This is a genomic window from Algoriphagus sp. AK58 (assembly GCF_014324365.1).
In the GTDB taxonomy this organism is placed as follows: Bacteria; Bacteroidota; Bacteroidia; order Cytophagales; family Cyclobacteriaceae; genus Algoriphagus.
The window spans coordinates 1-25,135 of the sequence record NZ_QEIG01000034.1; the positions used below are offsets into that span (position 1 = coordinate 1).

The 25,135-nt window shown below is 38.9% G+C and carries 20 protein-coding genes; 2 read left to right on the forward strand and 18 right to left on the reverse strand.

Annotated elements, in window-relative coordinates:
* Positions 1-327 precede the first annotated feature (327 nt).
* Positions 328-1,119 (reverse strand): hypothetical protein, encoded by a 792-nt coding sequence (locus DDT91_RS20120; RefSeq protein ID WP_187177999.1) that lies wholly within the window; start codon positions 1,117-1,119, stop codon positions 328-330.
* Between the two features lie 199 nt (positions 1,120-1,318).
* Between DDT91_RS20120 and DDT91_RS20125 the strand changes: the two genes are divergently transcribed.
* Together DDT91_RS20125 and DDT91_RS20130 are read left to right on the forward strand one after the other, a co-directional pair.
* Entirely contained in the window at positions 1,319-2,443 is a 1,125-nt protein-coding gene (locus DDT91_RS20125) for a histidinol-phosphate transaminase (protein WP_187178000.1), read from the forward strand.
* Positions 2,440-2,994 (forward strand): GNAT family N-acetyltransferase, encoded by a 555-nt coding sequence (locus DDT91_RS20130; protein ID WP_255502209.1) that lies wholly within the window; start codon positions 2,440-2,442, stop codon positions 2,992-2,994. Before DDT91_RS20125 ends, DDT91_RS20130 begins: the two co-directional genes overlap by 4 nt.
* A 38-nt stretch (positions 2,995-3,032) precedes the next feature.
* Here DDT91_RS20130 and DDT91_RS20135 read toward each other — a convergent pair whose 3' ends face one another.
* From DDT91_RS20135 to DDT91_RS20215, 17 genes are all read right to left on the reverse strand, one after another.
* Positions 3,033-4,418 carry an exonuclease domain-containing protein gene (locus DDT91_RS20135; RefSeq protein ID WP_187178001.1) on the reverse strand — a complete coding sequence of 462 codons (1,386 nt, stop codon included), beginning with the start codon at positions 4,416-4,418 and terminating at the stop codon, positions 3,033-3,035.
* A 118-nt stretch (positions 4,419-4,536) separates the two neighbouring features.
* Positions 4,537-6,117 (reverse strand): NAD(P)/FAD-dependent oxidoreductase, encoded by a 1,581-nt coding sequence (locus DDT91_RS20140; protein WP_187178002.1) that lies wholly within the window; start codon positions 6,115-6,117, stop codon positions 4,537-4,539.
* Between the two features lie 912 nt (positions 6,118-7,029).
* The gene (locus tag DDT91_RS20145; protein ID WP_187178003.1) at positions 7,030-8,940 is read right to left on the reverse strand and encodes a nucleoside-diphosphate sugar epimerase/dehydratase; all 1,911 of its coding nucleotides are present in this window, start codon (positions 8,938-8,940) and stop codon (positions 7,030-7,032) included.
* 432 nt (positions 8,941-9,372) lie between these two features.
* Positions 9,373-9,996 (reverse strand): sugar transferase, encoded by a 624-nt coding sequence (locus DDT91_RS20150; RefSeq protein ID WP_187178004.1) that lies wholly within the window; start codon positions 9,994-9,996, stop codon positions 9,373-9,375.
* Position 9,997: 1 nt separating this feature from the next.
* Positions 9,998-11,134: an aminotransferase class I/II-fold pyridoxal phosphate-dependent enzyme gene (locus DDT91_RS20155; RefSeq protein WP_187178005.1), complete on the reverse strand. Its 1,137-nt coding sequence runs from the start codon at positions 11,132-11,134 to the stop codon at positions 9,998-10,000.
* A 130-nt stretch (positions 11,135-11,264) separates the two neighbouring features.
* Entirely contained in the window at positions 11,265-12,386 is a 1,122-nt protein-coding gene (locus DDT91_RS20160) for a glycosyltransferase family 4 protein (protein ID WP_370539348.1), read from the reverse strand.
* 869 nt (positions 12,387-13,255) lie between these two features.
* The gene (locus DDT91_RS20165; protein WP_187178007.1) at positions 13,256-14,902 is read right to left on the reverse strand and encodes a capsule assembly Wzi family protein; all 1,647 of its coding nucleotides are present in this window, start codon (positions 14,900-14,902) and stop codon (positions 13,256-13,258) included.
* A gap of 9 nt (positions 14,903-14,911) precedes the next feature.
* The gene (locus DDT91_RS20170; protein WP_187178008.1) at positions 14,912-15,340 is read right to left on the reverse strand and encodes a WxcM-like domain-containing protein; all 429 of its coding nucleotides are present in this window, start codon (positions 15,338-15,340) and stop codon (positions 14,912-14,914) included.
* On the reverse strand, positions 15,327-16,523 hold the full coding sequence (locus DDT91_RS20175) for a glycosyltransferase family 4 protein (protein WP_187178009.1): 1,197 nt from the start codon (positions 16,521-16,523) through the stop codon (positions 15,327-15,329). The genes DDT91_RS20170 and DDT91_RS20175 overlap by 14 nt, the downstream gene beginning before the upstream one ends.
* Positions 16,513-17,379 carry an SDR family oxidoreductase gene (locus tag DDT91_RS20180; RefSeq protein ID WP_187178010.1) on the reverse strand — a complete coding sequence of 289 codons (867 nt, stop codon included), beginning with the start codon at positions 17,377-17,379 and terminating at the stop codon, positions 16,513-16,515. The genes DDT91_RS20175 and DDT91_RS20180 overlap by 11 nt, the downstream gene beginning before the upstream one ends.
* Positions 17,379-18,500: a non-hydrolyzing UDP-N-acetylglucosamine 2-epimerase gene (gene wecB, locus DDT91_RS20185; protein WP_187178011.1), complete on the reverse strand. Its 1,122-nt coding sequence runs from the start codon at positions 18,498-18,500 to the stop codon at positions 17,379-17,381. The genes DDT91_RS20180 and wecB overlap by 1 nt, the downstream gene beginning before the upstream one ends.
* Positions 18,497-19,519: a polysaccharide biosynthesis protein gene (locus DDT91_RS20190; protein WP_187178012.1), complete on the reverse strand. Its 1,023-nt coding sequence runs from the start codon at positions 19,517-19,519 to the stop codon at positions 18,497-18,499. The genes wecB and DDT91_RS20190 overlap by 4 nt, the downstream gene beginning before the upstream one ends.
* Before the next feature lie 16 nt (positions 19,520-19,535).
* Positions 19,536-20,630, reverse strand: a complete 1,095-nt coding sequence (locus DDT91_RS20195; protein ID WP_187178013.1) for a glycosyltransferase — start codon at positions 20,628-20,630, stop codon at positions 19,536-19,538.
* Positions 20,631-20,641: 11 nt separating this feature from the next.
* Positions 20,642-21,664, reverse strand: coding sequence for a RimK family alpha-L-glutamate ligase (locus DDT91_RS20200; protein WP_187178014.1), 1,023 nt, complete (start codon positions 21,662-21,664; stop codon positions 20,642-20,644).
* Positions 21,665-21,669: 5 nt separating this feature from the next.
* Positions 21,670-22,836, reverse strand: coding sequence for an O-antigen ligase (locus DDT91_RS20205; protein ID WP_187178015.1), 1,167 nt, complete (start codon positions 22,834-22,836; stop codon positions 21,670-21,672).
* On the reverse strand, positions 22,837-23,964 hold the full coding sequence (locus tag DDT91_RS20210; RefSeq protein WP_187178016.1) for a CapA family protein: 1,128 nt from the start codon (positions 23,962-23,964) through the stop codon (positions 22,837-22,839). It abuts the gene before it with no gap.
* Positions 23,965-25,134, reverse strand: coding sequence for a glycosyltransferase (locus DDT91_RS20215; RefSeq protein WP_187178017.1), 1,170 nt, complete (start codon positions 25,132-25,134; stop codon positions 23,965-23,967).
* Between the last annotated feature and the right edge of the window lies 1 nt (position 25,135).

Consider the following 25,135-nt stretch of genomic DNA (forward strand, 5'->3'; position numbering starts at 1 on the left):
CTATCGAAAAAAATCCCCCCGCCCCCTTTGACCGGATCTTGCAGTCAATTGCAGGAATGAAAATAAAGCGGGAATCCATCCTCGAACCTTTTTCTTGTGCCTTATGTCTTGCGTCTAAAATCTAGTGTCTTGCTTCTTGCTTCTTGCTTCTTGCTTCTTGTGTCTAAAATCTAGTGTCTTGCTTCTTGTGTCTTGCTTCTTGTGTCTAAAATCTTGCGTCTTGCTTCTTATGTCTAAAATCTATCATCCTGATACTTCCCCCTAAGTCTTGGAGCACAAAAAAAGGCTCCTTTCGGAGCCTCCCAGCGAAACAGTCAAACCGGACTATTATCTCACTACGTTTTCTAAGGTGGCCAGGTAAATCCACTTTTGATCTCTTGAATTGAGCCCTGCATTCACAGCGGCTCTTTGCTCGGCAGTTTGATTCAAATCCTCATACGCCTGAGCATTGAAAAACTGCATGTAATCTTTGTACAAATTTACAGTCAAATGGGTAGAACCTGCCTCTGAACCCTGAGGCAAAGCGGCCCTCAGGAAACTCCAATGCCCCATCATACCCTGATTGATTCGGCTTTGGTGAATAGGCTTAAAAACTTCAATTTCGGCTTTTTCATAAGCGCTGAATTTTCCCTCCACTGCCTTCATCAGGTCAAAAGAAGCCAATACTCCGGGCTTGAATTGAAAATCATCATTGGTTTCTGCCAGTTGCCTCATATACAATCGCATGGGAGAATCTTTCACAGATAAGGCTTGCTGAAATAAAGTTCTGACCTGAGCCTCTGATAGGTGAGGATAGGCAATTTTGGTGTATTCAATCATTGTCTCATCTTCCAATCCATTCATCATTTTGACCGGATCATTGAAATAGGTCACCATGATGTATTGAAAATTACCCTGGTCCGCACCGTTTTGAAGTCTCCAAATATCCCATCCATTGATAATCTTGTCATTAAGGGCCTGTCGATAGACTTTTTCCATCAGATCTTTAAACTCGATGTAGTCAAAAAGCTGGTCTTTTTCCACCTTGATGAACTCGAATACCATGTACTGAGTTTGTTGCGCCTTGAGTATGTTGGCCCAAAGCAACCCACAAACCAACAGAGCTAATGTCTTTTTCATAGTAAGTTTGGGTTTAGGGTTAATTGCGCTTAGGAAAATTTAAAAATATATTTTGTAAAAAACGAAAATTCAGAATTAAAATAATTTTTTGATCGATTTTACAAAAAATACTTTCATTCAATAAAGTCGAGCCAAAAATGGAATTTTGTTAACATTCTTTGAAAAAGCTTAGTATTTTACCAATCAAAATCGAAAAAATATGAAGGGACTATCACGAAGAGATTGGATAAAATCTGCATCATTGACAAGTGGATTGGCTTTATTGGGTGGAAATGGAATGATATCCTCCCTGAGTGCCGAAGAAATCCGAAAGTTCAACCCAAGACCATTGGCAGGACCCATCCGCTTGGGATCCAATGAAAATCCTTATGGTCCCTCCGAATCCATGCGAAAAGCCATGACGGCTGCTTTTGACAATGGTTGCAGGTACCCTTGGGGCTACAATGCTTCCTTGACCAAGATGATTGCGGAAAAAGAAGGCGTTCCAGAGGACCACATCGTACTCGTAGCCGGATCCACAGAAGGCCTGAAAGTAGCCGGAATTACCTTCGGCAAAGGCGGTGAAATCATCACCTGCTCTCCTACTTTTCTGTCCATGATGGAATATGCCGAACTCTGGGGTACCGAGATCAACTGGGTTCCCTTGAACAAGGACCTAGACTTTGATCTGGAAGAAATCGAAAAAAGGGTCTCTCATGAAACCCGACTGGTATTTCTCTGCAATCCCAACAATCCCACCGGCAAGCTTCTTCCGGCTGACAAAGTGATAGACTTTTGCGAAACGGTCAGCAAGCGGGCTGTAGTCTTTAGTGACGAAGCCTACTATGACTACATCACGGAGCCCAATTATCCTTCTATGGTTGAATTGGTCAAAAAAGGTCATGATGTCGTGGTATCCCGTACCCTTTCCAAAGTTTATGGACTGGCAGGAATCCGCATGGGTTACCTGATAGCCAAACCCGAACTAGCCACCAAACTTAGGGATCGAGTGGTCGCCAATACCAATATCATGGCCATAGAAGCTGGAAAAGCCGCGCTCCAGGACAAGGAATTTTATAAGTTCTCCCTTCAAAAAAATGCCGAAGCAAAGGCGCTTTTGTGCAAGACTCTGGACGAGCTCAAGCTTCCCTACCTGGAGTCTCATGCCAACTTTGTCTTTTTTCAATCAGGAAGAGACGTAAGCGAATTAGGTAAAACCATGGCACAAAAAGGGTTTATCATAGGCCGACCATTCCCTCCACTCAACGATTGGTGCAGGATTTCGACAGGAACGATCGAGGAAGTACAGCTTTACAATCAAGCCATCAAAGAAGTCCTGGGATGATGGTCGATCGAAACCTGATTTTGGAAAATGAAACCGTCCTGCTGAGGCCTATGTCCCGGCAGGATTTTCCTTTTTTACAGCTATTGAGTTCAGACCCCAATATGTGGATTTATTTCACTCACGATCTGAGTAAGGCAGAGGAGTTTGAAAGTTGGGCAGCAGGACATTTTTCAGGGGAAAGACTTCAGTTTACCGTCATTGAAAAAAGTTCCGGTAAAATAGCCGGCGCTACGGCTTTTGGAAATTTTTCTCCCAGAGATCAACGCTTAGAAATCGGTTGGACCTGGCTTGGAAAGGAATTTCAGGGAACAGGGATCAATCCGGCCATGAAAAAACTGATGCTGGACCATTGCTTTGGTACCTTGAAGCTCAAGCGTGTGGAGATCAAAACGGACGTATTGAATATACCCGCAAGGAAAGCGCTTCAACACATCGGGGCCGTGGAAGAAGGTGTCCTGAGAAGCCATACCCTCCTGACCCACGGTAGGCGTAGGGATACGATTTATTATAGTTTTCTGGAAGGGGAATGGAATTGGGAGAAAATGAGATAGGAGATAAAGAGATAAGAGATAAAGAGATAGGAGATAGATTAAAAGCCGAGCTGAAAGGGACGGGGGTCTTGACTGGGTTCTAAAACCTGAATCTGCGCTGCGGGGATTCGGTGGATGTACTGTCTTAAGAAGTAAACTGTCTCAGGAATAAGGGGAACAAGCTCCAAATCCTCGGGCTGAATCTCCTCCTTTTCCAAAAATCCATAACTGCGGAGCATCCCTCCTTCGAAGAGGCAGGCTGCTTTTTCTCCTTCTTTTCTCCCCGGTAAAGTGATCAACAATCCCTTTTTCGATTCCCTGATCAACCGGATAAACTGATCCACCCGGGAATTGTAGGTTTCGGGATGCTCGTCCGAACTACAGGCTCCTTGGCAGTGTGGATCCTGTACTACCTCACAGGAGATTTTTCGGATGCCACACAGTTTTTGGCACAGCTGATACACCTCTACCGCTTCCATCAGAAATTGACGGGCTTCCTCAGCGGAAAAAAAGGTTTCCAAAGGCTTCAGGTGTTTGGACACTTTGGCGATCTGAAAGCGCCCGTAACCGGAAGCGTCCTGGTAGTGAAAAAGTCCCCAAAGGGTCTTGGGTAGTTTCAGAGCCGAGTTGTATTTAGGCCAAAGTCGTTTGATTTCGAGTGTTTCTACCAACAAGGCCATAAATTCTGTTCCAGTCAGTTGCCACTGCAGGTCGACGACCTCAGCTTTGAGTTGTTGCTTAAGTTGAGGAAGTACCTTGCCCGAAAAATGCCCCTTAAATCTTTCCTTGATATTGTTAGCCTTGCCTACGTAGATGACCTTTCCCTTGTCATTGAGCATGTAATAGACCCCACAGGTCTCCGGAATCTGACGGAATTTGGATAAAGAGAAAAGAGGAGGTAAAAATGTCTCGCCGGTATTTTTCCTCAAAGAAGAATAAATGACTTCTTGCTTTTCCCGGATCATTCGGTCAAAAAGAATTGCTGTGGCCTTCGCATCGCCCATAGCCCGGTGACGGGCAAGGATAGGGATTCTTTGCTGCTCGCAGATTCTCCCCAAACTGTAAGAACCCAATCCCGGGAACACTTTCCGGGCAAGCCGTACCGTACACAGCCTAGGCGAGTTGAGTTCCTTGCCTGATTTCAAAAATGCCTCCCGGATAAAACTGAAATCAAAATTGACCTGATGGGCCACGAAGACCCTTCCTTCCAACAAATCCCAGAGCTCTTCTGCAATCTCCCCAAATGTGGGAGCATTTCGGACCATAGCATTGTCAATTCCCGTAAGACCAGTGATGAATGCCGGAACAGGTTGCTGGGGATTGATCAGGGTCTGAAATTCTTGAGTAATCTCCTGCCCGTTGTGGATGACCACCGCAATCTCCGTGATGCCTCCTCCAGAAGGATTCCCGCCCGTTGTCTCAATATCCACGATGGCAAATTCCATACGTCAAAGGTAAGTGCTTTGGGAATACGGAAAGGGATAGTGACAGAGGTTGACGGAGGGATGAAAAATGTTTTATGATTCTTGGTTTGGAATTCAACGTTGAACTCCAAACCAAGAACTACCTTTTCACATACATCGCAATCAACTTCTCGGCGCATCGCTCTCCATCCATAGCGGCAGAAACAATCCCGCCTGCATAGCCTGCCCCTTCCCCGCAGGGAAATAAGCGTTTGATCTGAGGATGCTCGAAGCTCTCCTTATCTCTGGGAATCCGAACTGGAGAAGAAGTCCTGCTTTCCACTCCGATGAGTTGGGCCTCGTTGGTGAGGTAACCTTTCATTTTTTGGCCAAAACCTTTGAAGGCCATCCCCATACGGGCCGCGATGAAATCAGGAAGGACCTCCCGCATGTCCACAGATTCCAGGCCGGGTTGATAGGACGTGTCCAATAACGATGAACTCACTTTCCGATTGACAAAGTCCACCATTCGTTGGGCTGGGGCCACTTGAGTCTTTCCTCCCATCTCCCAGGCTTTCTTTTCCACTTCGGCCTGAAAATGCATGGCTGCCAGGGGGCCGTATTTCCGGTACTGTGGCAAATCTTCCAACTCCACCGAAACCACCATCCCCGAATTGGCAAACTTGCTGTCTCGCCTGCTTGGACTCATCCCGTTGACCACCAATTCTCCGGGAGCAGTGGCCGCAGGCACGATAAAGCCCCCCGGACACATGCAGAAACTAAATACCCCCCGCTGTTTGCCCTGATAGTCTGTCTGCTGGACTAAGGAATAGGCGGAAGCCGGAAGGTAAGGTCCTCTATCCACTGCACAATGGTACTGAATGCGATCGATCAGGTTTTGGCTATGCTCGATCCGGACACCCAAGGCAAAGGGCTTGGCTTCGATCAGGATGTTTTTATGGTGAAGCAGGTGAAAAATATCTCTTGCAGAGTGTCCAGTAGCGAGAATTACTCCTATTCCTTTGATTTTTTCTCCGGACTGCGTGAGCACTCCCCTGATCTCGTTGTCCTCAAGAATGAGATCCTCCACACGGGTTTCAAAGAGAATCTCCCCTCCTGCCTGAAGAATGCTTTCCCGGAGTTTGGCAACCAAAACAGGGAGTTTGTTGGTGCCAATATGGGGATGGGCATCTACCAGAATTTCTTCCGTAGCTCCATGGTAGACCAATATTTCCATGATACGACGGATATCCCCGCGCTTTTTGGATCGGGTGTAGAGCTTCCCGTCGGAATAGGTTCCTGCCCCCCCTTCCCCAAAGCAATAATTGGAATCCGGATTGACTATTCCCTCCTTATTGATCGCGGCAAGGTCACGCCTTCTGGCGCGGACGTCCTTTCCACGCTCTATGACGATGGGCTTTACCCCCAACTCTATCGCCCGAAGGGCCGCAAATAAACCAGCAGGCCCGGCCCCAACGATAATGAGTGGATCGGATTGACCGACCTGAGGGTAGTCCGGCAAATGATCCAACAGGGAACCCGGAGTTTCATTGATAAAAAGTTCGGCTTCTACATTGACCAGCACTTTTCTTCCCCGTGCATCGATGGAGCGTCGCGTCTGTCTGGCGAAAGTGTGGGGAGAATCTACGGGAAGTCCTGCTTTTTTGAGAACAGCCTGCTTGAAATTAGCTTCATCGTAAGCCTCCTCCGGGCTTAATTGAAGCGAAAAGGTCTTTTTCATCGGTAAGGTGTTTATCCTTAAATCCCCGCAAAGGTACAAACAGGAGGTAAAGAAACTGGAATTTGCTTGGGTTAATTAAAATGGGAAAAAGGGAATGCGGATTGAAAATCCTGGAACAAGGATTGAAATTGTGAATTTCCTGAAATGGAGAGGGGGTGAGGGTTAAACGTTAAGGGTTAAACGTTAAGGGTTAAGCGTTAAACGTTAAGCGTTAAGCGTTAAACGTTAAGGGTTAAGCGTTAAGCGTTGGTGACTCTTAGCAATAAACTATATGTTTTTGTAAAGAAATCGGGGCAATGATCAAGGGACAAGGTAGATGGAGTATAATTCGTATGGGCCTTTCTTGACCTTGCAAATATTAAGAAGCCAAAATTTGAATAGGATCCTGGCTTTATTCCACTCTTTAAAAATTTGCGTTCTGATTTCAGGCTTTAGCCAAAGTTGCCTGTTCAAAAATCTGATTATCTGTTTCTTTACCAGTAATTCCACGAGGCCTAGACTTGGTTTGACTACGCCCCCCATCTCTTAGCCACCGCGTTGGAAGCTTTTATTGGAAGGGAGGAAAAGTGGCATTAAGTATTCAAAAATTTGGGCTAAAGCCAGGATAAAAGCAGTCTTCCGAAGGTGTCTTCCAAAGATCTGGAGGCAATTAAAGACCAAAAGAGATAGTCGATGATCATCCTGAATTATCCGGACAATATTCAAATTCAATGATCTAAGAAAAACGGATGGCAAATCCGGAGCAGTTGGAGTTCCGAGGCTAAAAACAGGTTCCAGAAATCGTGCTGGACCAATAAAAACAAAAAAGGCCGCAAATCACTTTGGCGGCCATTACAATCAATGTTTTAAAGTTCAAACCCAATGAACAATTTTCAAGGAAGATCCACTTGAGCTTGGTTCATTGGGAATTGATCAATTCATCCGGTCGAGCACTTCAAAACGGGACGAATTGGAAATAAATTCTGGAACCAATGCTTTCAAGTGGCGCACAAGATCCGTTTCATTGTTTTTCCCGATCAATTCCTGGAAAAGTTCGATCTGCCCATCAATCTTATGGTAAGAGGATGGCTGCACTTGGGCAATTTTGATCTTAGGATGATGCGTGATCTTTACCGTCTCAAAATCATTCAGCAGTTCTTCGTAAAGTTTTTCTCCTTCTCTGAGGCCTGTAAACTGAATTTTGATGTCCTGATCCACTTCTTTTCCGGACAGCTGGATCATCTTTTTGGCGAGGTCGAGGATTTTCACCGGTTCCCCCATGTCAAAGACATAGATTTCACCACCATTACCCATGACCCCTGCTTCCAATACCAATTGGCAAGCTTCCGGAATGGTCATGAAATAGCGGGTGATTTCCGGATGAGTAACGGTCAATGGTCCTCCGTGCAAAATTTGCTTTTTGAAAAGTGGAATAACCGAACCGTTTGATCCCAATACGTTACCAAAACGGGTAGTAATAAATTTGGTATGATACTTCCTGTGATTGTTCTCCAAATATTCGTTAAGCGCCTGCACATACATCTCCGCTGCCCGCTTGCTCGCTCCCATCACATTGGTAGGATTAACAGCCTTATCCGTAGAAACAAAAACGAATTTCTCTACTTGGGCAAGAACAGACAAATCAGCGAGAATTTTTGTACCGATCACATTGGCGTGAATAGCTTCTTCGGGATAGTTCTCCATCATGGGCACATGCTTGTAGGCAGCGGCATGGAAAACGACCTGAGGCTTGTAGTCCCTGAAGACTTCTTTCATCTTCTTTTTGTTGCGGACATCACCCAAAATAATCTTGATCTTACAACCCGGGTAATGTTCTTTAAACTCCTGCTCGATATCGTAAAGCGGAGATTCTGCAATATCAAGCATCACCAGCAGACGAGGATGATAATGACTGATCTGACGGCAAAGCTCTGAACCAATTGATCCCGCCGCTCCAGTGACCAGCACCACTTTTCCCCGAAGATCTTCCTCAATCTGAGGATTATCCAAGAGTATCTGTTCACGGCTGAGCAAATCCTCAATTTTGATTTCCCGAATGGCACCGGCAGTCAAGCCACCATTGATCCATTGATCTACCGGAGGCACCATGGACACCGACACATTCAGCCTGAGGCATTCGTCGATAATTTCATTTTTCCGCTGAACAGACAAGTCTCTTACCGCTATGATCAACTCAGTAATGCCAAATTGCTTGACCATCTTTTCCAGATCGCCCAAGCCTTTGTAGATGCGCTTTCCATCAATGTTTTTGCCTTCCTTCTTGGAATCATCATCCATAAAAGCTACCACATTGATTTCGGTTTTGCTGTCTCTCTTGATCGCTTCCTGCGCGATGATACCAGCCTCACCCGCTCCAAAAATTACTGCATGACGAAGATTCCTCTCGGTAACCCCATTTTTGATGTACACAAACAGTTCCTTTACCAAAAGCCGGTAAAAAACCAGCATAAACAGGGCCGATAAACTGGCAATGATCAATACCGAAGTGGGAAGCAGGAAACGGTCATTCAGGAAGTTGCCGTGGAAAAAATTCAGGAACAAAAACAGGATGAAATTGATCACCACTGTCTTGAAAATATTGGAACCATCCCGGAATCCTGTATGCCTTACAATCCCTTCGTAACTTCGGGTGTTTTGCATTACCAAAAGACCACCAACCATGAATGTAAAACTTCCCGCAAAGGCGTCATATTCCTCAATAAGTTCTAATTCGAAATTGAATCGGACCAAATAACCAAACAAGGCACATTGAAAAAGAATTAGGGAATCCAGGGTAGCAATGATCCAACGAGGAAGGATTTTTAATCGGGATAAAAAATTCATATGTAAAGTTTTTTCAAATAGTCAAAATCGCTTGAAGCCTACTATTTTTTCAGATAATAGACACAAAGTAAACAGAAATTTTAATTTTCTTCAATTTTCCAAGAATTTATAGTGATTATTTTAAATCAGAAAATCATATCAAAAACCATCAAAATACAAAGTCTGGGAAAAACCACTTTTATAAGTAGTTGAACTTCATATTTCTATTCACTTAATTTTTGGACTGGTTTTTTTTAATTCAACTTTTTTAGTACAAATTCTTGTTTTCTATTTTAAAAATAGGGTTGTCTTCAATTGCACCACCAGCCAAATACTCTTTGATTAATGGGTCAGAAGATCGAAGGATTCCAGATTTCAACCTCTTCGAGAAATTTCTTAAGCCAGGAAAGGCCTTTGGTAAAAAAGCGGATATACAGATAAAAAAAACTAATATCAGGCATCCCGGGAGATCAAATTGCCTTTGAATTTACCCACAGTGACATGACCTTGCTGACTGACCCCCTTGCCTCTCAATACATTCCATAAGGTCCTAAACAGAATTTTCACATCCAAGCCAAAAGAAACATGGTGAACGTACCAAACATCAAAGGCGAATTTTTCTTCCCAACTGATGGCATTTCTTCCGTTGATTTGGGCCCAGCCTGTGACTCCGGGTCTCAGGAGGTGTCTTTGGGACTGTTCCTTGGAATAAAGCGGAAGGTATTCGACTAAAAGAGGCCTGGGGCCCACCAAACTCATATCGCCCTTGATTACATTGAGCAATTGGGGGAGTTCATCCAAAGAGGTCTTTCTGACCAATTTGCCAAGACCAGACAGACGTTGTTCATCGGGCAAGGGATTCCCCTCTTCATCCCGGAGGTCCGACATGGTTTTGAATTTGATGATCTTGAAAATTCGGGAATTTTTGCCGGGTCTTTCCTGAAAAAAAAACGGAGAGCCTCCGAAGTGAACGGAAAGTACGAGGAAAAGCAGCAAGAAGACAGGGAAAAAGACGATAAACATCAATCCCCCCAAAAAAAGGTCTAAGGCTCTCTTACCGAAGTCAGGATAATTCACTTTAGGACACTTTGCTCAGTTCTTTTTCAATCAGGCCACAGATCACTTTCTGATCTTCAAAGGTAAGGCTGACGGAACTGGGAAGGCAAAGGCCCCGCAAAAATAAATTTTCAGAAACATTGCCTCCGTAGAACGGGGCAGATTTATATACAGGCTGAAGGTGAAGAGGCTTCCACAAAAAACGGGTCTCTATCCCGTTTTTAAACAAAAGAACTCTCAATCTATCGTTGGAAACTCCTGCTAAGGCTTCGTCGACCAAAATGGTCGTCAACCAATAGTTAGACTTTACATTTCCGGTTTCGGTCTGAAAGTCAATCCCCGGAATATCGCTTAGGAGTTCTCTATACCTTTCGTTGACCAATCTTCTCTTGGCAATCCAAGCATCCAGTTTTTCGAGCTGTGCCACTCCGATGGCCGCAGCCATATTGTTCATCCGGTAATTGTAACCGATTTCCAGATGCTGGTAAAAAGGTAAGTCTTCCCGAGCTTGGGTGGACAGGTATTTGGCACGCTCCACCAATCCGGCATCCCTGGAAAGCAAAGCTCCTCCTCCCCCGGTCGTGACTATTTTATTTCCGTTGAAGGAATAAATTCCAATCGTACCGAAAGTTCCGCAGTATTTCCCCTCATAGGTACTTCCCACAGCTTCAGCGGCATCTTCCAATACTGGAATTCCGTATTTGTTGGCCACCTCCAGAATTTCATTCAATTTGGCTGGCATCCCAAACAGGTGCACCAATACAACGGCCTTGGGCTTTTTGCCAACCGCTATTCTACCAAGGATAGCGTCTTCAAGCAGTTCAGGATCAATATTCCAAGTCTCTTTTTCACTGTCTACAAAAATGGGAGTGGCTCCGAGGTAGACGATGGGATTGGCGGAAGCACAAAAAGTAAAGGATTGACAAATCACTTCATCACCCTGACCTACGCCCAAGAGCACCAAGGCAAGATGCAGAGCAGAGGTCCCTGAATTCAAGGCAACGGCCTGATGGGTACGGATCTTTTTGGATAGTTTGGATTCAAATTTTCTGATAAACTCTCCACTTGTAGCCAAATAACCGGAGCTCAATGCCTGCTGCAAGTACAGGTTTTCATTGCCTTCGAATACCGGGAAAGAGAGAGGAACAGAGTAAGACATTCAATCCTGAAATGGTAAGATTCCGTTAAACATAGCATTTAACACACAAAAACCCAACCAAATTTTCAGGAAACTTCAACTCACTTCGGATCTCTATAAATACAATTTATTCAATCCTTTAAGCCAAATCTTAATTAAGATTCATATTTCCTGATTCAACGGTCTGATTTTCAACTTTAATTTTAATCCGGCGGGAGGCATCCAATGGTCGCAAGTCCAAGACTTTGGGTTCCCGATGCACTCTTTTTTTCAGAGATTTTACGGTGATTTTATCCAACCTGGAGCCCAACAATAATACCACCGCAGAGAGAATAGGTAAAACTATATTATCAGAATAGCTTCCTAGAGCAATTACCAATCCGATCAGCCCCAATTGAATGGTCCCTAACAGCAGGGCTACTTGGTTATGCTTCAGTCCGGAACGAAGTAAAAAGTGGTGCACATGACTCTTGTCCGCACTCATGGGATGTCTTCCCTTAGAGATTCTTCTGGTAAAGACCCTTGCCATATCATACAGCGGATAGATCATTAAGACCACTCCCATGGTAAAGGAAGGCTCCATTTTCATAAACGCGCCCTGAGGCAATGCGGCATTGTATTCCATAAAGGCCACGATCAAACTGCCAATGGAAAATCCCAGGGCCAAAGAACCCGTGTCTCCCATGAAAATCTTGGCCGGGTGCCAGTTGAATACCAAGAAGGCGAGAATTCCTCCCAATAAGGAGAAGCTTAGGACAGCAAAGCTTTCCAATCCCTGAACGTAGAACCAAACTCCTAGGAGTGACAAGGAGATGGTGGCGATTGTACCTGCCAAGCCATCCAAGCCATCAATAAGGTTGAACGCGTTGGTCAAGGCTAAAAGTACAAAGGAGGTAAAGAGGTAACTGACAATTAGGGGAAGCTCTTCGATTCCGAGGAAACCGTGAAATTCCTTGATCCGGATATCCCCTGCCACGACCACAAGCAGGACCGAAACCAGCTGTCCGAGTAGTTTATGCTTAGGATTGAGCTCCACCATATCATCGCGGAAACCTACAAAGAACATCAGGGCAATAGCGCCTAGTAAATAACGGATATCAGGTAAAGGAAACTGCCAGCCCCAAATGGCCAGGGATACATAAGTAGCTACCATAAAAGCGATCCCGCCCATGGAGGGAGTGAACTTTTTGTGGATTTTTCGGCCACCCGGCACATCGCCGATTTTGGCCTTTCTGAGCACTGAAATCACAATCGGGGTTAATAAAAAACTCACCGAAAAAGAGGTTAGGATAGCTAAAAGAAAATACATAACAAGTTGGTTATCAAAGAATATTAATCGTTTCTAAATTTAAGTTTTTACAATAATTATGCCTAATTTTTGATAAGAAAATAATTTTGAAGCCTAGGGGTTGAAAAGTTTTAAAATAATCAAAAATGGACATCAAATTGCTCCATCCTGGTTTAAATTACGTTTTAGAGTATTTAAAGATTTTTTTGTTTTTTTTCTTGTTCACAAAGGTAACGAGGGATATCGAGGAAATGCTACACATCCTAGGGAAAATTCTCACAGTTTAAGATGGTTATTGATCAATTTTCAAGGGTCGAGCATTGAAAAACCTATGCATTGGTCCCGAAATAAAAAATTTCGAGAAACTACAGGTTCAGATGGTCTGTGGGAGCATAGGCCACGGCATAGGAAGCTACCACGTCATCGCGAGAAGCAGAACTGTTAGTTACTATTATTTCAGACTTTTGCTGCTTTGAAGCGATTTTGGGTTGTAATCGGTCAAGGTTGCTTCGGGTAGGTTAGGCAAGAAACTATCCGATCGTCACTACCCTAGCTTCGCAATGACAGATTTGATTGGGAGACTGCTTCACTCCCCGTCATTTGTCGGGGCAGGCAGTACCTCGTTCGCAGTGACGAATCCGTCATGGCTCCTTTGTAAATGCCAATTTATCTAACTCGCATTGAAGGAAGGCGTCATCGCGAAGGAGCAAGTAGCAGACGCTTTACCAGTAAAAGTCTTAAGGCGACTGAAGCGATCTTTTGGTTTTACCCGTAAAGATTGCTTCGGGTAGAGGTGATTGGAGTTACCAATCAATATTCCCTACCCTCGCAATGACGTCACCTCGCAATAGCGGTCACTTCTTCTTCCAAAAATAAATCGCAGAGACCTGCGCCATCACACTCGTCAGATTCTCCCCTTTCGGAAAGTCTGAAGTGCTTTGCGAATCCAACTGCCATTGGTAATTCCTGGCATGAATCAACTGAAGCTTGGAGCTAAGGAGAAGGTTATTGAACTGTTTGTCGTAGAGGAAGCCAAGGGAATAGTCTACCCATGGGCGACGTTCGGTAAACTGAAAAAGTGCCTTGTAGTAAAAATCCTGATTATTGGCCAATCGCTCAAAAAGAAGGCCCATTTTATTTACCCCTTCCACCAAGGAAACCTCCAGAGTTTGCACATTAGAACCAGTGCCTATGCCCACCCCTAAAGGCTGTCCATAATTCACAAATCCTCTTGTCGGCGTATGCGTGTGCCAGGATAGTCCGCCCCCCAGGCCTCCATTTCGGATATACCTATTGATTGATTCCTGCTGATGGGTCATCTCTCCACGGATTTGAATCATCTTATCTGATGCAGGAAGATCCAAAAGCTGGGTAAAACCCAACAAAAACGCTCGGGCATGCTCAGGATTTAAGACAAATTCTCGCCAATTGATAGCATGATCTCTTCTACCGAATTCGAAATAGATTTCATTTTTAGCTTTCGGTAGGACTAATCGTCCAAAAATTGTGATTTGCTGGTCCTGACCGATTCCATCTCTGTCAAAACCGTAGGAACTCTTGGTGACAGCTTCAAAAACAGGGAAATAAGCTAAAAATCCTGAACCCATCCGTTCAGAGTATTGCTGAAAGGTTCTGGTCATTCCCAAATGCAATCCTGAAATCCATTTGGGGCTGTACGATATCATGAGGGCATTCAGATACCGCCAATCGCCAGTAAAAGGAAGGAAAAAACGATCATTCAGCTCAGAAACCTGAGAAGGAGGAACACCTGAATTTTCCAGCCTTCCTACAATCAATTGGGTTTCAAAATTTCCCAAAAAAGTTTTGGCTGGCTTGGTCGTATTCAAGGTCAGATGAGGGAATCCTTGGGCATTATTGGAAAAGGTAAGAGCATTCCACTGACCAGGGCCCCACCAAAGATTTTGTGTACTTGCTCCTATTTCAAACGAACCATATTGAAAAGTAAGTTTGGATTGCCCCCACCATGGATTTACTACCCACGATTCACCAAATCGTTCAGGAAAATCACCCCAATTCCATAGGAAAAAACGGCTTCGGATTTCATTTATCTGCATGTTTTCCAAATCAGTCTCAAAGCCTTTATTCTGGGCAATGACCAATTCGGGGCGAAACGTGAAATTGATAAACTTGTATTTTGCCTGAATTCCAGCTGAAACATAAGTTTGGAATCCTGGATTTGGAATAAGACCATAATCTCCCCAACCATAAGGGCGTTTGGTTGTAATTCGGGTGGTGTTAATCAATGGAAGTATTCCAAGTTCTAAAGACTCTACAGGTGTTGAAAAATCCTCTGTAACCCCATAAAGCGTATAATCTGACAGATTGGGACGAAGTAAAAAAGAGGAATTAGTGGCAGATTCTTTTGCTAAGGTCTGATTTCTACGCATCAATTCCTCCAAAATAGGAAAACCCGCCGGAATAACTTGTGCGGGAAGGCTCTTAATAAATAAAAATGAAATTAATAATAGTAGCGCTCTCAAGTTGTCAAATTACCAATTGTAGAATAAATCTTTATTATAACGAAAATCGTCATTTTTTGACTCATCGAGCGTCAAATCTGAAAAAACCATAACAGATGAATCTTGAGTTTGCAATTGGATACCGTTAGCAAATCCACAAGGAATAATTAATAATTCAGGTTTATTTGAATCCAAAATAAATTCAAAAATTTTTCCTGATTTCGGTTGCAAAAAATTTAAAATTTCTACTGCAACTATTTTCGTTACGCCAGAAAGGGGTAAAATGAACTTTGATTCAGTTTTATGAGCTTGCCAAGCTCGTATTTCTTTGCCTTCGCTCGATGAAATTACATAAAATCTTCTTATAGTCTGTAAATCAATTTCATTACAGAATTTGATTATTCCACGCTCATCTTTATGGCTTGATACAGGAATAGCTATAGGACTAAAAAAACGCAAGTTCTGTCAATTTTTGAATATTCTTCTTTCTATTGAAGTAATTTTCCAATAGAAATTTAGCGGATTCGCCCATTTTTACAAGATCATCTTTTGGTTTTTCAGCCATCCGCTTAAAACCGTTAGCTATTTCCAAAATATCATTTGAATCAGCAAACTCCCCAATTCCATGTTCTCTAATCAGGTTTGGAACTTCTCCCTTCATTACAGCGAAAATAGGTTTACTATATTGAAGATAGGTTTGGAACTTACTGGGAATCATTTTTTCATAAATCGGAGCATCAACCAATGAGATAATTAAAACATCACTTGCACCAAAATATTCAGGCATTTCTTCCAATGGTCTTCTGCCTGTAAAATTCACATTGGGAATGTTTTGGGACATTACTAACTTCTTCAAATCCTCCAAAGCAGAGCCGTCTCCTACAAGATTTAGCCACATTCCGGGAAAATCTTTTACTGCCTCGTTAAAACCCAAAATAACCTTGTCAAGATTTTGAACTCTTCCAATATTACCAGCAAAAGTGAAATTAATTTCTCCAGGCAAACTTTTTGGATTTTTAGCTTCTTTATCAATCATAGGCCAATTTGGAATCCAAAAAACTTCTTTTGTTGAATTTAAAAATTGGAAAAGTCGTGGTTTAAATCCCTTGCAAGAAACAGCTATTCTATCCGAAGAATTATACACAAATGAAACCAAAGTATTCAAACTATAATCTAAAATCGGATTTGGCTTAAAGCCATATGCATAAACGGTGTCTGGCCATAAATCTTGAGTCCAAATAGTAAGAGGTTTCTTAAAAATGATCTTTAAAAGGACCCCAGGTAAAGCAACTGTTAAAGGTCCAGTTTGATAAATAAATACTTTATCAAATTTTCTTCCTATAAAAATTGCAACTAATGAAGCAAAGAATACAAAACTGAAATAATTAAGAACTTTTATCACCTTACTTTTCTGATATCCTGGAATTACAAGAACTCTATGAACCAGAATATCCTCAAAATAAGTCTTTTGGTATAGTTTATTCTTATAACCTTTATAAACTTTACCATAAGGGTAAGAAGGATTCCTCGTCAGTACCTCCACTCGGTAACCATTACCTGACCATTCTTTTACTAAGTCGTTGATTATAAAATCTTCGGGAAAAAAAGCCTCCCCTATAATTAAAAGCTTTTTATCCGGCATTGGAATAAATATTGGAATAAAGATTAGGGTTCTGATCCATAAAAAGTTTCATTTCATGAATCATTTCAGAATAACTTGGAATAGTAGAAAAAACTTCAGGAAAGTTGGTTTTTAAACTCTTATTTACTTGTTTACCTTCAACTAGCTTAACGTTCAACCCTTTCTGAAAAACTTTATTGAAAAGGTTAAGTAGCTCATATTTAGAAATGGATTCCCCGTTAGTCACATGAAATAAACCTGAAAGATTATTCAAAATAGATTGTTCAATAACCCTAGCAAGTTCAAGTGTGGTAACACCTCCCCAAAATGCTTTGGTAAACCCATTTACCTCATTGGATTGATTCATGAACCAGTGAAAAAGACCTTCTCCATTTTTTTTCAACTCAGGCCCAATAATGGAAGTTCTTAAAGTTAGATGTTGTTCAGATTGGATCTCGCCAAGTGCCTTAGTCCTACCATAAATATCATCTGCATCCCGGAAATCTGACTCTACGTAGTCTCCTTTCTTACCTGAGAATACACAATCTGTAGATATATGAATTACTTTAGCGCCAATTTGATCTGAAACCGACACTAAAAAATGGGGCAGGTAGGAATTGATTAGAATGGAGTTTTTAGGATTCTCATTCGAACCTTTGATCAAAATACCAATGCAATTGATAATAAACTCAGGTTGAAGGTCTTTAATTACCTGTGACAAGCGAGTAAAATCTGTAACATCACAAATAATCGTTTCCTCCCTCAACCTATTTCTAAAGGAAATATCAAAAATTTCAAACCTTGGATTTCTATTTAGCTTGAAAAATACTTGATGTCCCAACATGCCTGTGGAACCTAAAACTAAAATCTTACTCATTATTTATTCCAGGTTACGCGATTAATAATTGATGTATAGCTTTGAATAGCTCTAATTACCCTAGTAGAACAATTTTTTATTTCGTATTCGAAAGGAAGATGGTCCTGACCAAATTGATGAAGTTCTCTAGCAATAGGAATGGACTGAAGCATACTTTCCGTAGATATTCCACCTAAGACAATAGTACCAGCGTCTATGGCTTCTGGCCTTTCTGTACTAGTTCTGATACTTACAGCAGGGAAATTCATCATGGCTGATTCTTCTGAAATCGTACCTGAATCAGAAAGGACTACAAAAGCCTCCTTTTGCAATTTGACATAATCAAAGAATCCAAGCGGCTCCACATTTCTGATCAAATCATGGAAAATAATTCCCTTCTCCTGAATCCTTTTTTTCGTGCGCGGATGTGTGCTGAAAATGATCGGCATTTGGTAGGTTTCCGCAACAGCATTGAGAGCCTCTGACAAAATTTCAAAATGATCCTTCAGATCAATGTTTTCTTCTCGATGAGCACTGACAACAATAAAATTCCTTGGTTCCAATCCAAGTCTATGAACCACATCAGAAGCTAAAATTCCTGATTCATATTTATCCAAGACCTCTTTCAATGGAGAACCTGTTACAAAAACATGGTCTTTTCTGAACCCTTCACTAAGTAAATACCTGCGACTATTCTCCGTGTAAGTCAGGTTAATATCTGAAATATGATCAGAGATTTTTCGATTGATTTCTTCTGGGACATTTTGATCAAAACAACGGTTTCCCGCTTCCATGTGGAAAATAGGAATCTTTAATCGCTTTGCGGCAATGGTGCAAAGGACACTGTTGGTGTCACCCAAAACTAATAATGAGTCTGGCCGAATTTGAGCTAAAACTTCAAAAGATTTAGCAATGACGTTACCAATGGTCTCTCCGAGATGCCTACCTGCTACATTCAGATAAAAATCAGGTTCTCGGAGTTGAAGATCCTCAAAGAATATTTGATTTAAGGTATAATCGTAGTTTTGTCCTGTATGAACTAAAACATGATCAAAGAATTGATCACATTTTTTGATGCATTCGGCAAGGCGAATGATCTCTGGACGGGTGCCTACCACCGTGACCACTTTTAACTTCTTCATGAGGTTCTCCAATTAGCAAGTTCATCCTGAATAAAAGGCAGAGAAAGTAACTTCTCTTTAATTTCTGGAATTGTCAGGCGAATCGTGTTGTGTGAGTTATAATCTTCCAATGTTTCTACTTTAGTACTACCCTCGGTAAAATAATTCCCATAGTTCAAATCTCTATTATCAGCTGGAATCCTATAAAAATCACCCAGATCTTCCGCCTTCTCCATTTCTTCTTTGGTACAAAGCGTTTCATAAAGTTTTTCTCCATGACGAGTACCGATGATTCGGATTGGATTATTTGCATTAAAAATCTCTTTAATAGCTATTGCCAAATCTCCTATAGTCGAAGCCGGAGCTTTTTGGACAAAAAGATCACCCTGATTCCCGTGTTCAAATGCAAAAAGAACCAAATCTACTGCTTCCTCCAAGGACATCAAATAGCGTGTCATATCAGGATTGGTTATTGTCAGCTCTTTCCCTGCTTTTAACTGCTCTACAAAAAGAGGAATGACCGAACCACGGGAAGCCATGACATTGCCATACCGAGTCAAACAAACCTTAGTATCATTTCCTTTAATATTTCTGGATTCAGCTACTGCTACCTTTTCCATTAGTGCTTTGGTCATTCCCATGGCATTAATAGGGTAAGCTGCTTTATCTGTACTAAGACAAATAATATTTTTAACTTTGTTGGAGACACAGGCTTTGATCACATTCTCAGTGCCAAAAACATTGGTTTTGGTAGCTTCTATCGGGAAGAACTCACAGGAAGGAACTTGCTTCAGAGCCGCAGCCTGGAATACATAATCGACACCTTTAAGAGCTAGATCCAAGCTGTTGTAATCTCGGACATCCCCTATATAAAATTTCACTTTAGGATGATTTAAAGCCACACGCATATCGTGTTGCTTTTTTTCATCCCGAGAAAAAATTCGAATCTCATCAATTTCTGAATCTAAAAACCGGGAAAGCACCGCATTACCAAAGGATCCAGTACCACCAGTAATTAAAAGGGTTTTGTCTTTAAACATGACAATTAATAGATGATTATTGAATTAATGAATTATAAAGATTCTCATAAAGAGTGGTCATTCTTTTAGAAGAAAAATTACTCTCCACAAAATTCTTGGAAATGCCCTCAAAACTATTGGAAGACAACTTTTCAACCTCCAAAACTTTTACTTGAAAATCATTAACATCGTTATTTGTAAACAATTTTCCTAATTCAAAATTTGAATGATTAAGTATTTCTTGGTGCATAGGAATATTTGACAACAAGCAAGGTTTACCAATAAGCAAGGCTTCTAAAACAGCATTAGGCAAACCCTCAACAAAAGATGCTGAAACAAAAAAATCTGACAATTTAAAATACTCATAAACATTAGAAACATGACCCGTAAAAATGATATTCTTCGAGCCTGCACCTGCGGCTTTCTCAGTTTGGCTAAAATTTCCTGCTAAAATAAGGACCCTGTCTTTTTGGTTTTTAAAATACTCTATCAAAAAAATATTATTTTTAATTTTAGATCCATTAGTAATAGTAATAAATACTTTCTTTTCAACCGGTATACCAAACTTTTTTCTAAGTTCAAACGAATTTGAAAAAAATGGAACAAAATTTATGTCTATCCCATTTTGAATAGTAACTTTCTTAAACTTAGAAAGTTCTTTAGCCTTATAAACACTTTCTGAACAAGCTACTAAAATATCAAATTTTTTATAATAAAATAATTGCATTTGGGTTAAAATAAAACCAACTATTCCTCCATAATTAAGATAATTATTCTGCAATGGCGAATTTCGTATAGTCGCTACTTTAATCACATTTTTAATATTATACAATAAAAATTCCACTCGTAAAGCAAAAGTAAAACTGTGAATAATCTCAATATTTTTTTCCTTAACTATTTCCCTCAATCTTGTTCTTCCTAAAAATAAACTTTCAAAAAAACCAAGATTCAAATTAATAATTTCTACATTCTCGTTATTAAAAAGATTATATATGGAAGGCTCTACTTCGGATGAAATTTTAATAATAATTGGAGTAAATTTTTTTCTATCAATATTTTGAATAAAATAAAGCAATTGTTTGTTAGGCCCATGCCTAACAAACCTAGTAGTAACTAAAGCCAACTTTACCATAAATAAACAAACTAGCTAATAGATCTAATTAAATCCTCAACCATCCAACTTTGAGGATTAAAACTTCCTTGAAACCAAGATAAAGAATCATCCCAATATCCCGGACAATTATCATAGGCGTTTTGGTAAAACCCAAAACTAATTTCAGCAATAAGAGGATTAGCATTAACATCAAACAAAAAATCAAATGTCAAACAATTAGCATTCAATTTCTTAACAACTTCAAAAGCAATTTTTATGCATCTAAGATCAATTTCATCTTTATTATATATAATACTACCACTACCTGATGCACGAAAATCATTTTTCCTAACCAATCGTTTTAATGCAAACGCCCTATTACCTATCACAACTACTCTGATGTCAAAACTATTGTTGGGCAAAAATTCTTGAAAATAAACGTAACCTTTTTCATTTCCTTTAATCGATTCATAATCGGATTTAAAAAAAATCTTAAGAAAAGTCTTTACCAAATTAAAAAAATTCGAATCTTTTCTTTTAAACTTATTAAACTCATCCAAAAATAAAGAGGTTCTATCAAATTGTCTAAATCCAGAACTAAAAGCAACATTAATAAGTTTTTTTGCATTTTTATAACTCTTTACCAACTTTACATTACTTGAAGAAGCACCTCCTCTAAGCTTGAAAACTTTAGGAAAATCCGTTGTATTAATCCATTGAATTGCTTCCTTCTTATTAAAAAATACCCAAGTCTTAATAAATGGAGCATCCAAGATTTCCAAAAGATACTTTTGTGCTAACTTATCATCAAAATGCCAACAAGAATTATAGTTAGGAAATGTTTTAATTCCAATAGACTCTAATGAGGAAATCAAACTTATTGAAATAAGATAATCTAACTTGTTACCCTGAGCAAAATGCCACATGAAACCAGAACAGTCTTTTAAATCTTCAACAATATTACTTGAAGAACAATCTACAATAACATATGGAATATTATTTGATTCACAATATTCTATCCATCTTTTACTAAAAAAACCTTCTCTTGGTGAATGATGAATTGCTATTTTCATAAATTTTAATAATTTATTGCAAATCGATTTTTATACCCGGAGTGAAGAATAAATGCGAAATAAATCCAAATAATTTTGGAATTTAAACCTCCTCCAGCTTTAAACCAATGCATTAAAACAAGTATAAGAAAAACTACGGGCAATAAAGACTTATTTGATAGATAGTTTATAAAAACATTTTTACAAAGCCTAAACAAAAATAAAGATAAAAAGAAAAATCCGATAATACCCCCACAAGCTAGAACGTATAAATAAACATTATGAGGTTCATTAAGTCCAACAAATGGAGATGGAATAAACTCTATGCCATTTTCTCCTACCCCAATTAGAGGGTTATTTAAAAAGATATTCCATGCAAAAAACCATCTTTCTGTTCTCCCAGTAGTGTTACCTTCTTCAATAAAATTTTCCCAGCGCTCTGAAAGAACTGAATTTTCCAACAAAGTACTATAGACAAATAATGAACCCAAAATACCTAAAACAAAAATAGGAACCTTAAACTTAATGGGTTTATTTAAAAAAGTAAAATAAACAAACAAACCAATCATTAGTAATAATAATGCACCTTTGGAACCAGTTCTCGCAATTGTTTGAACCAAAAAAGGAAATAATAAAAGTAACAGATATCTCTTAGAAGAAATATTCATTGGATTTTCTATAATTAAATATAGTATAGAAAAAAAAGAAAAAATAACATTCAATCCGATAATATTCGCATTATTCCCTAATAATGATTCTCTCCCCATATATCCAACATCAATACCAATTCCAAAAAAAGACAATAACGAAATAAAAAAACCATTTAAAACAACAACAACAATAAAATTAAAATATAATTTAGGATATTTCCTAAGATCATTAGAAAGTAGCCAAAACGAAACAACACAAATAATAAAAGTAAAATTAAGAGTCAAATCTACACTAGGATAGTTGATGAAGAAAATAATTGAAGATACAAGCAAACAGAACCAGAGGTAAAAAATTGGCGAAAGGTATGCTTTTAAACTAGAAATTCTAAAATTTCTAAATTTAAAAAAAGACAAACCAATATAACCAAAAGCCATAATTAAGGCTGGCCGAAACAAATCAGTAGGACCTCCCCAAGGAGACCAATTTTCGATAGGTAATAAAAATAAATAACTATAAAGAAAAATAATCCTTAAATTATCCATTTATCTCTTTCTTAAATCTGATTCTAATAAGTTTTTTAACATATCATGGTGAGATTGACATCTAATATTATTTAAAAGAAACTTTTTAAAGTGAGTAGTCAATAATAAATTACCAAACCCCATTTTATTTAAAAGACCACGAAAATACTTATTATTGAACACATTCGATACAGAAAGAGTGTTAAAGTATTTTCTTTTTTCTTGTAACTGATAGTTTAACCAGAGTTGATTAAGAATCTCCGGATTTTTAATTGCATTATTCAATTTATGAAACACATCAAATAAAACTCCTTCATTATCAATCTTCAGTTTAAAAGATTTAGGATCTTGACTTGTAGAAAATAAACTAAAGCTTATAGTTTTTCCTTTTTCTATAAAAAGTTTAACGACTAATCCAGAATACCATTCTTTATAACTAGAAGGTAAGGAAAACAACAAATTACCTAAACTATATAAAATTGGAACATTATTATAAATTTCAAAACCACTTATACAGTGGGTATGATGTCCAATTATAGCATCAGCTCCATTATCAGCATAAAATCGATATTGTTTAACCATCCTAGGACTAGGAAGATTAAAATATTCATGACCTCCATGAATAATACATATTACTTTATCACAAATATCTTTTGCTTGTTTAATTTGATTAATATTATCGATAACATCTAAGGGATTAGCCCCCATATTTCCACCATTTACTACAGACCACTCATTTTCACAAAAATTAAGAACTGCTACCTTAATACCATTTTTATTGATAAAAAGAGGCCTAGAGGCCTCTACATAGCCTTTACCTATGCCCACATATTCAATATTTTCTTTACTTAAAGAATTTAAGGTATCCAATATCCCATTTTCACCATAGTCTAGAATATGGTTATTAGCTAAAGTAACCGCATCAATCTTTAATTGTTTAAGATAGGGAATGGTAGTTTCAGGTAAAGAGGACAAATGAGGCCCTGACTTAAGAATTTTGTTCTTAGAAATATCAGATGTTAATGGAGATTCTAAATTAACTATACGATAATCTACTGAATTAAATACATCAACAATAGATTCATCTATAACAATCCTTTCATTATAATAATTAGAAATAAAGAAATCACCACCAATTAAAATATTCATTTAATTATTATTAAGTTTTTTATAATTATTATAAAAGTTATAAAAGGTTTTTATTATTAAAATAATATCGATCAACAGTGCTCTTTTGCTATTTTTAGATTTTTGATAAACATTACTATAGGAATCGCTAACAGAATCTAAATCAAAGAAATTGTTAAAACAATCCATCGAGAAAGACGATATTCTTTCATAGTATGATTCCTTTTTAATCAACTCAAGTATATTCATCCAATTTTTTTCTGGGTCCAAACTTTCAAAAATATTCCGCTCAGAAAAATTGGACTTAAATGCCATATCAAAATTGTCTCTATTTAAAAGAACGGGCGTACTAGAATTCTTGTCGATAGCAAAAATTGGTAATCCTAACGAAGCCGCTTCCATTAAACCTCTACCTGTCCCAATAACAGCATCAGCCAAATATAGCATTTTGGATGCTTCATTTGTATAAATAGGATCAGACAAAATCGTAACAAACTTACTCATCGAAGAAATAATCTCATCTATTTCTTTCAAAACATATTCATCTTGTATAACTCCTACAATATATAATTTAACATTTCCATAACCATTTTCATTCAATTTAGATATTAAATATATTGAATCTAAAATACTTTTCTTGTAAGAATCACAAATTCTACAAATACGCATAAAAATAAATTCATTTTGATTCTTTATAATTGGTCGAAACTTAAGATCTATTTTTAAAGATTTAACTCGGTTTGGAATAAGGTAAATATTAGATGCTTTAAATTTTTTTTGACTGTCAAACCAAATCAAATTCTCTAGACTAAATAAAACAATATTTTTCGCATATGGATAAAACTTAGGATTAGGTCCTCCACATTTATTCAATATTATCTTAGACTTAGTTGAATTAGTAATTAAACGAACCAAATTGTAACTATCAACATCAAAAAAATGAAAAATATCGGGTTGAAATTTCAAAAATTCAGTTCTAAGTAACTTTTTAAAATAGAAGAAATTTAAACCAGTAAATTTAATATGCCTGAGAAAATGCGGATTTGATTCAATAATTTGACTATTACCAGGTCCAATTGATATAATTCTCACTTCAAATTTTTCACCTATTTTTCTAGAAATGTGATTTAAGCTATGAAAATGCCCTCCACTACCATGACCTTGAACTGTAATAAAGAAAAGAATTTTCATT

Bases quoted from the DNA above. Each gene is read 5' to 3' on its own strand.
- DDT91_RS20145 (WP_187178003.1), bottom strand. From the start codon at position 8,940: ATGAATTTTTTATCCCGATTAAAAATCCTTCCTCGTTGGATCATTGCT.
- DDT91_RS20180 (WP_187178010.1), bottom strand. From the start codon at position 17,379: ATGAGTAAGATTTTAGTTTTAGGTTCCACAGGCATGTTGGGACATCAA.
- DDT91_RS20205 (WP_187178015.1), bottom strand. From the start codon at position 22,836: ATGGATAATTTAAGGATTATTTTTCTTTATAGTTATTTATTTTTATTA.
- DDT91_RS20210 (WP_187178016.1), bottom strand. From the start codon at position 23,964: ATGAATATTTTAATTGGTGGTGATTTCTTTATTTCTAATTATTATAAT.
- DDT91_RS20140 (WP_187178002.1), bottom strand. From the start codon at position 6,117: ATGAAAAAGACCTTTTCGCTTCAATTAAGCCCGGAGGAGGCTTACGAT.
- wecB (WP_187178011.1), bottom strand. From the start codon at position 18,500: ATGAAGAAGTTAAAAGTGGTCACGGTGGTAGGCACCCGTCCAGAGATC.
- DDT91_RS20155 (WP_187178005.1), bottom strand. From the start codon at position 11,134: ATGTCTTACTCTGTTCCTCTCTCTTTCCCGGTATTCGAAGGCAATGAA.
- DDT91_RS20200 (WP_187178014.1), bottom strand. From the start codon at position 21,664: ATGAAAATAGCAATTCATCATTCACCAAGAGAAGGTTTTTTTAGTAAA.
- DDT91_RS20120 (WP_187177999.1), bottom strand. From the start codon at position 1,119: ATGAAAAAGACATTAGCTCTGTTGGTTTGTGGGTTGCTTTGGGCCAAC.
- DDT91_RS20175 (WP_187178009.1), bottom strand. From the start codon at position 16,523: ATGCCGGATAAAAAGCTTTTAATTATAGGGGAGGCTTTTTTTCCCGAA.
- DDT91_RS20135 (WP_187178001.1), bottom strand. From the start codon at position 4,418: ATGGAATTTGCCATCGTGGATATTGAGACAACGGGCGGGAATCCTTCT.
- DDT91_RS20195 (WP_187178013.1), bottom strand. From the start codon at position 20,630: ATGGTAAAGTTGGCTTTAGTTACTACTAGGTTTGTTAGGCATGGGCCT.
- DDT91_RS20125 (WP_187178000.1), top strand. From the start codon at position 1,319: ATGAAGGGACTATCACGAAGAGATTGGATAAAATCTGCATCATTGACA.
- DDT91_RS20190 (WP_187178012.1), bottom strand. From the start codon at position 19,519: ATGTTTAAAGACAAAACCCTTTTAATTACTGGTGGTACTGGATCCTTT.
- DDT91_RS20130 (WP_255502209.1), top strand. From the start codon at position 2,440: ATGATGGTCGATCGAAACCTGATTTTGGAAAATGAAACCGTCCTGCTG.
- DDT91_RS20215 (WP_187178017.1), bottom strand. From the start codon at position 25,134: ATGAAAATTCTTTTCTTTATTACAGTTCAAGGTCATGGTAGTGGAGGG.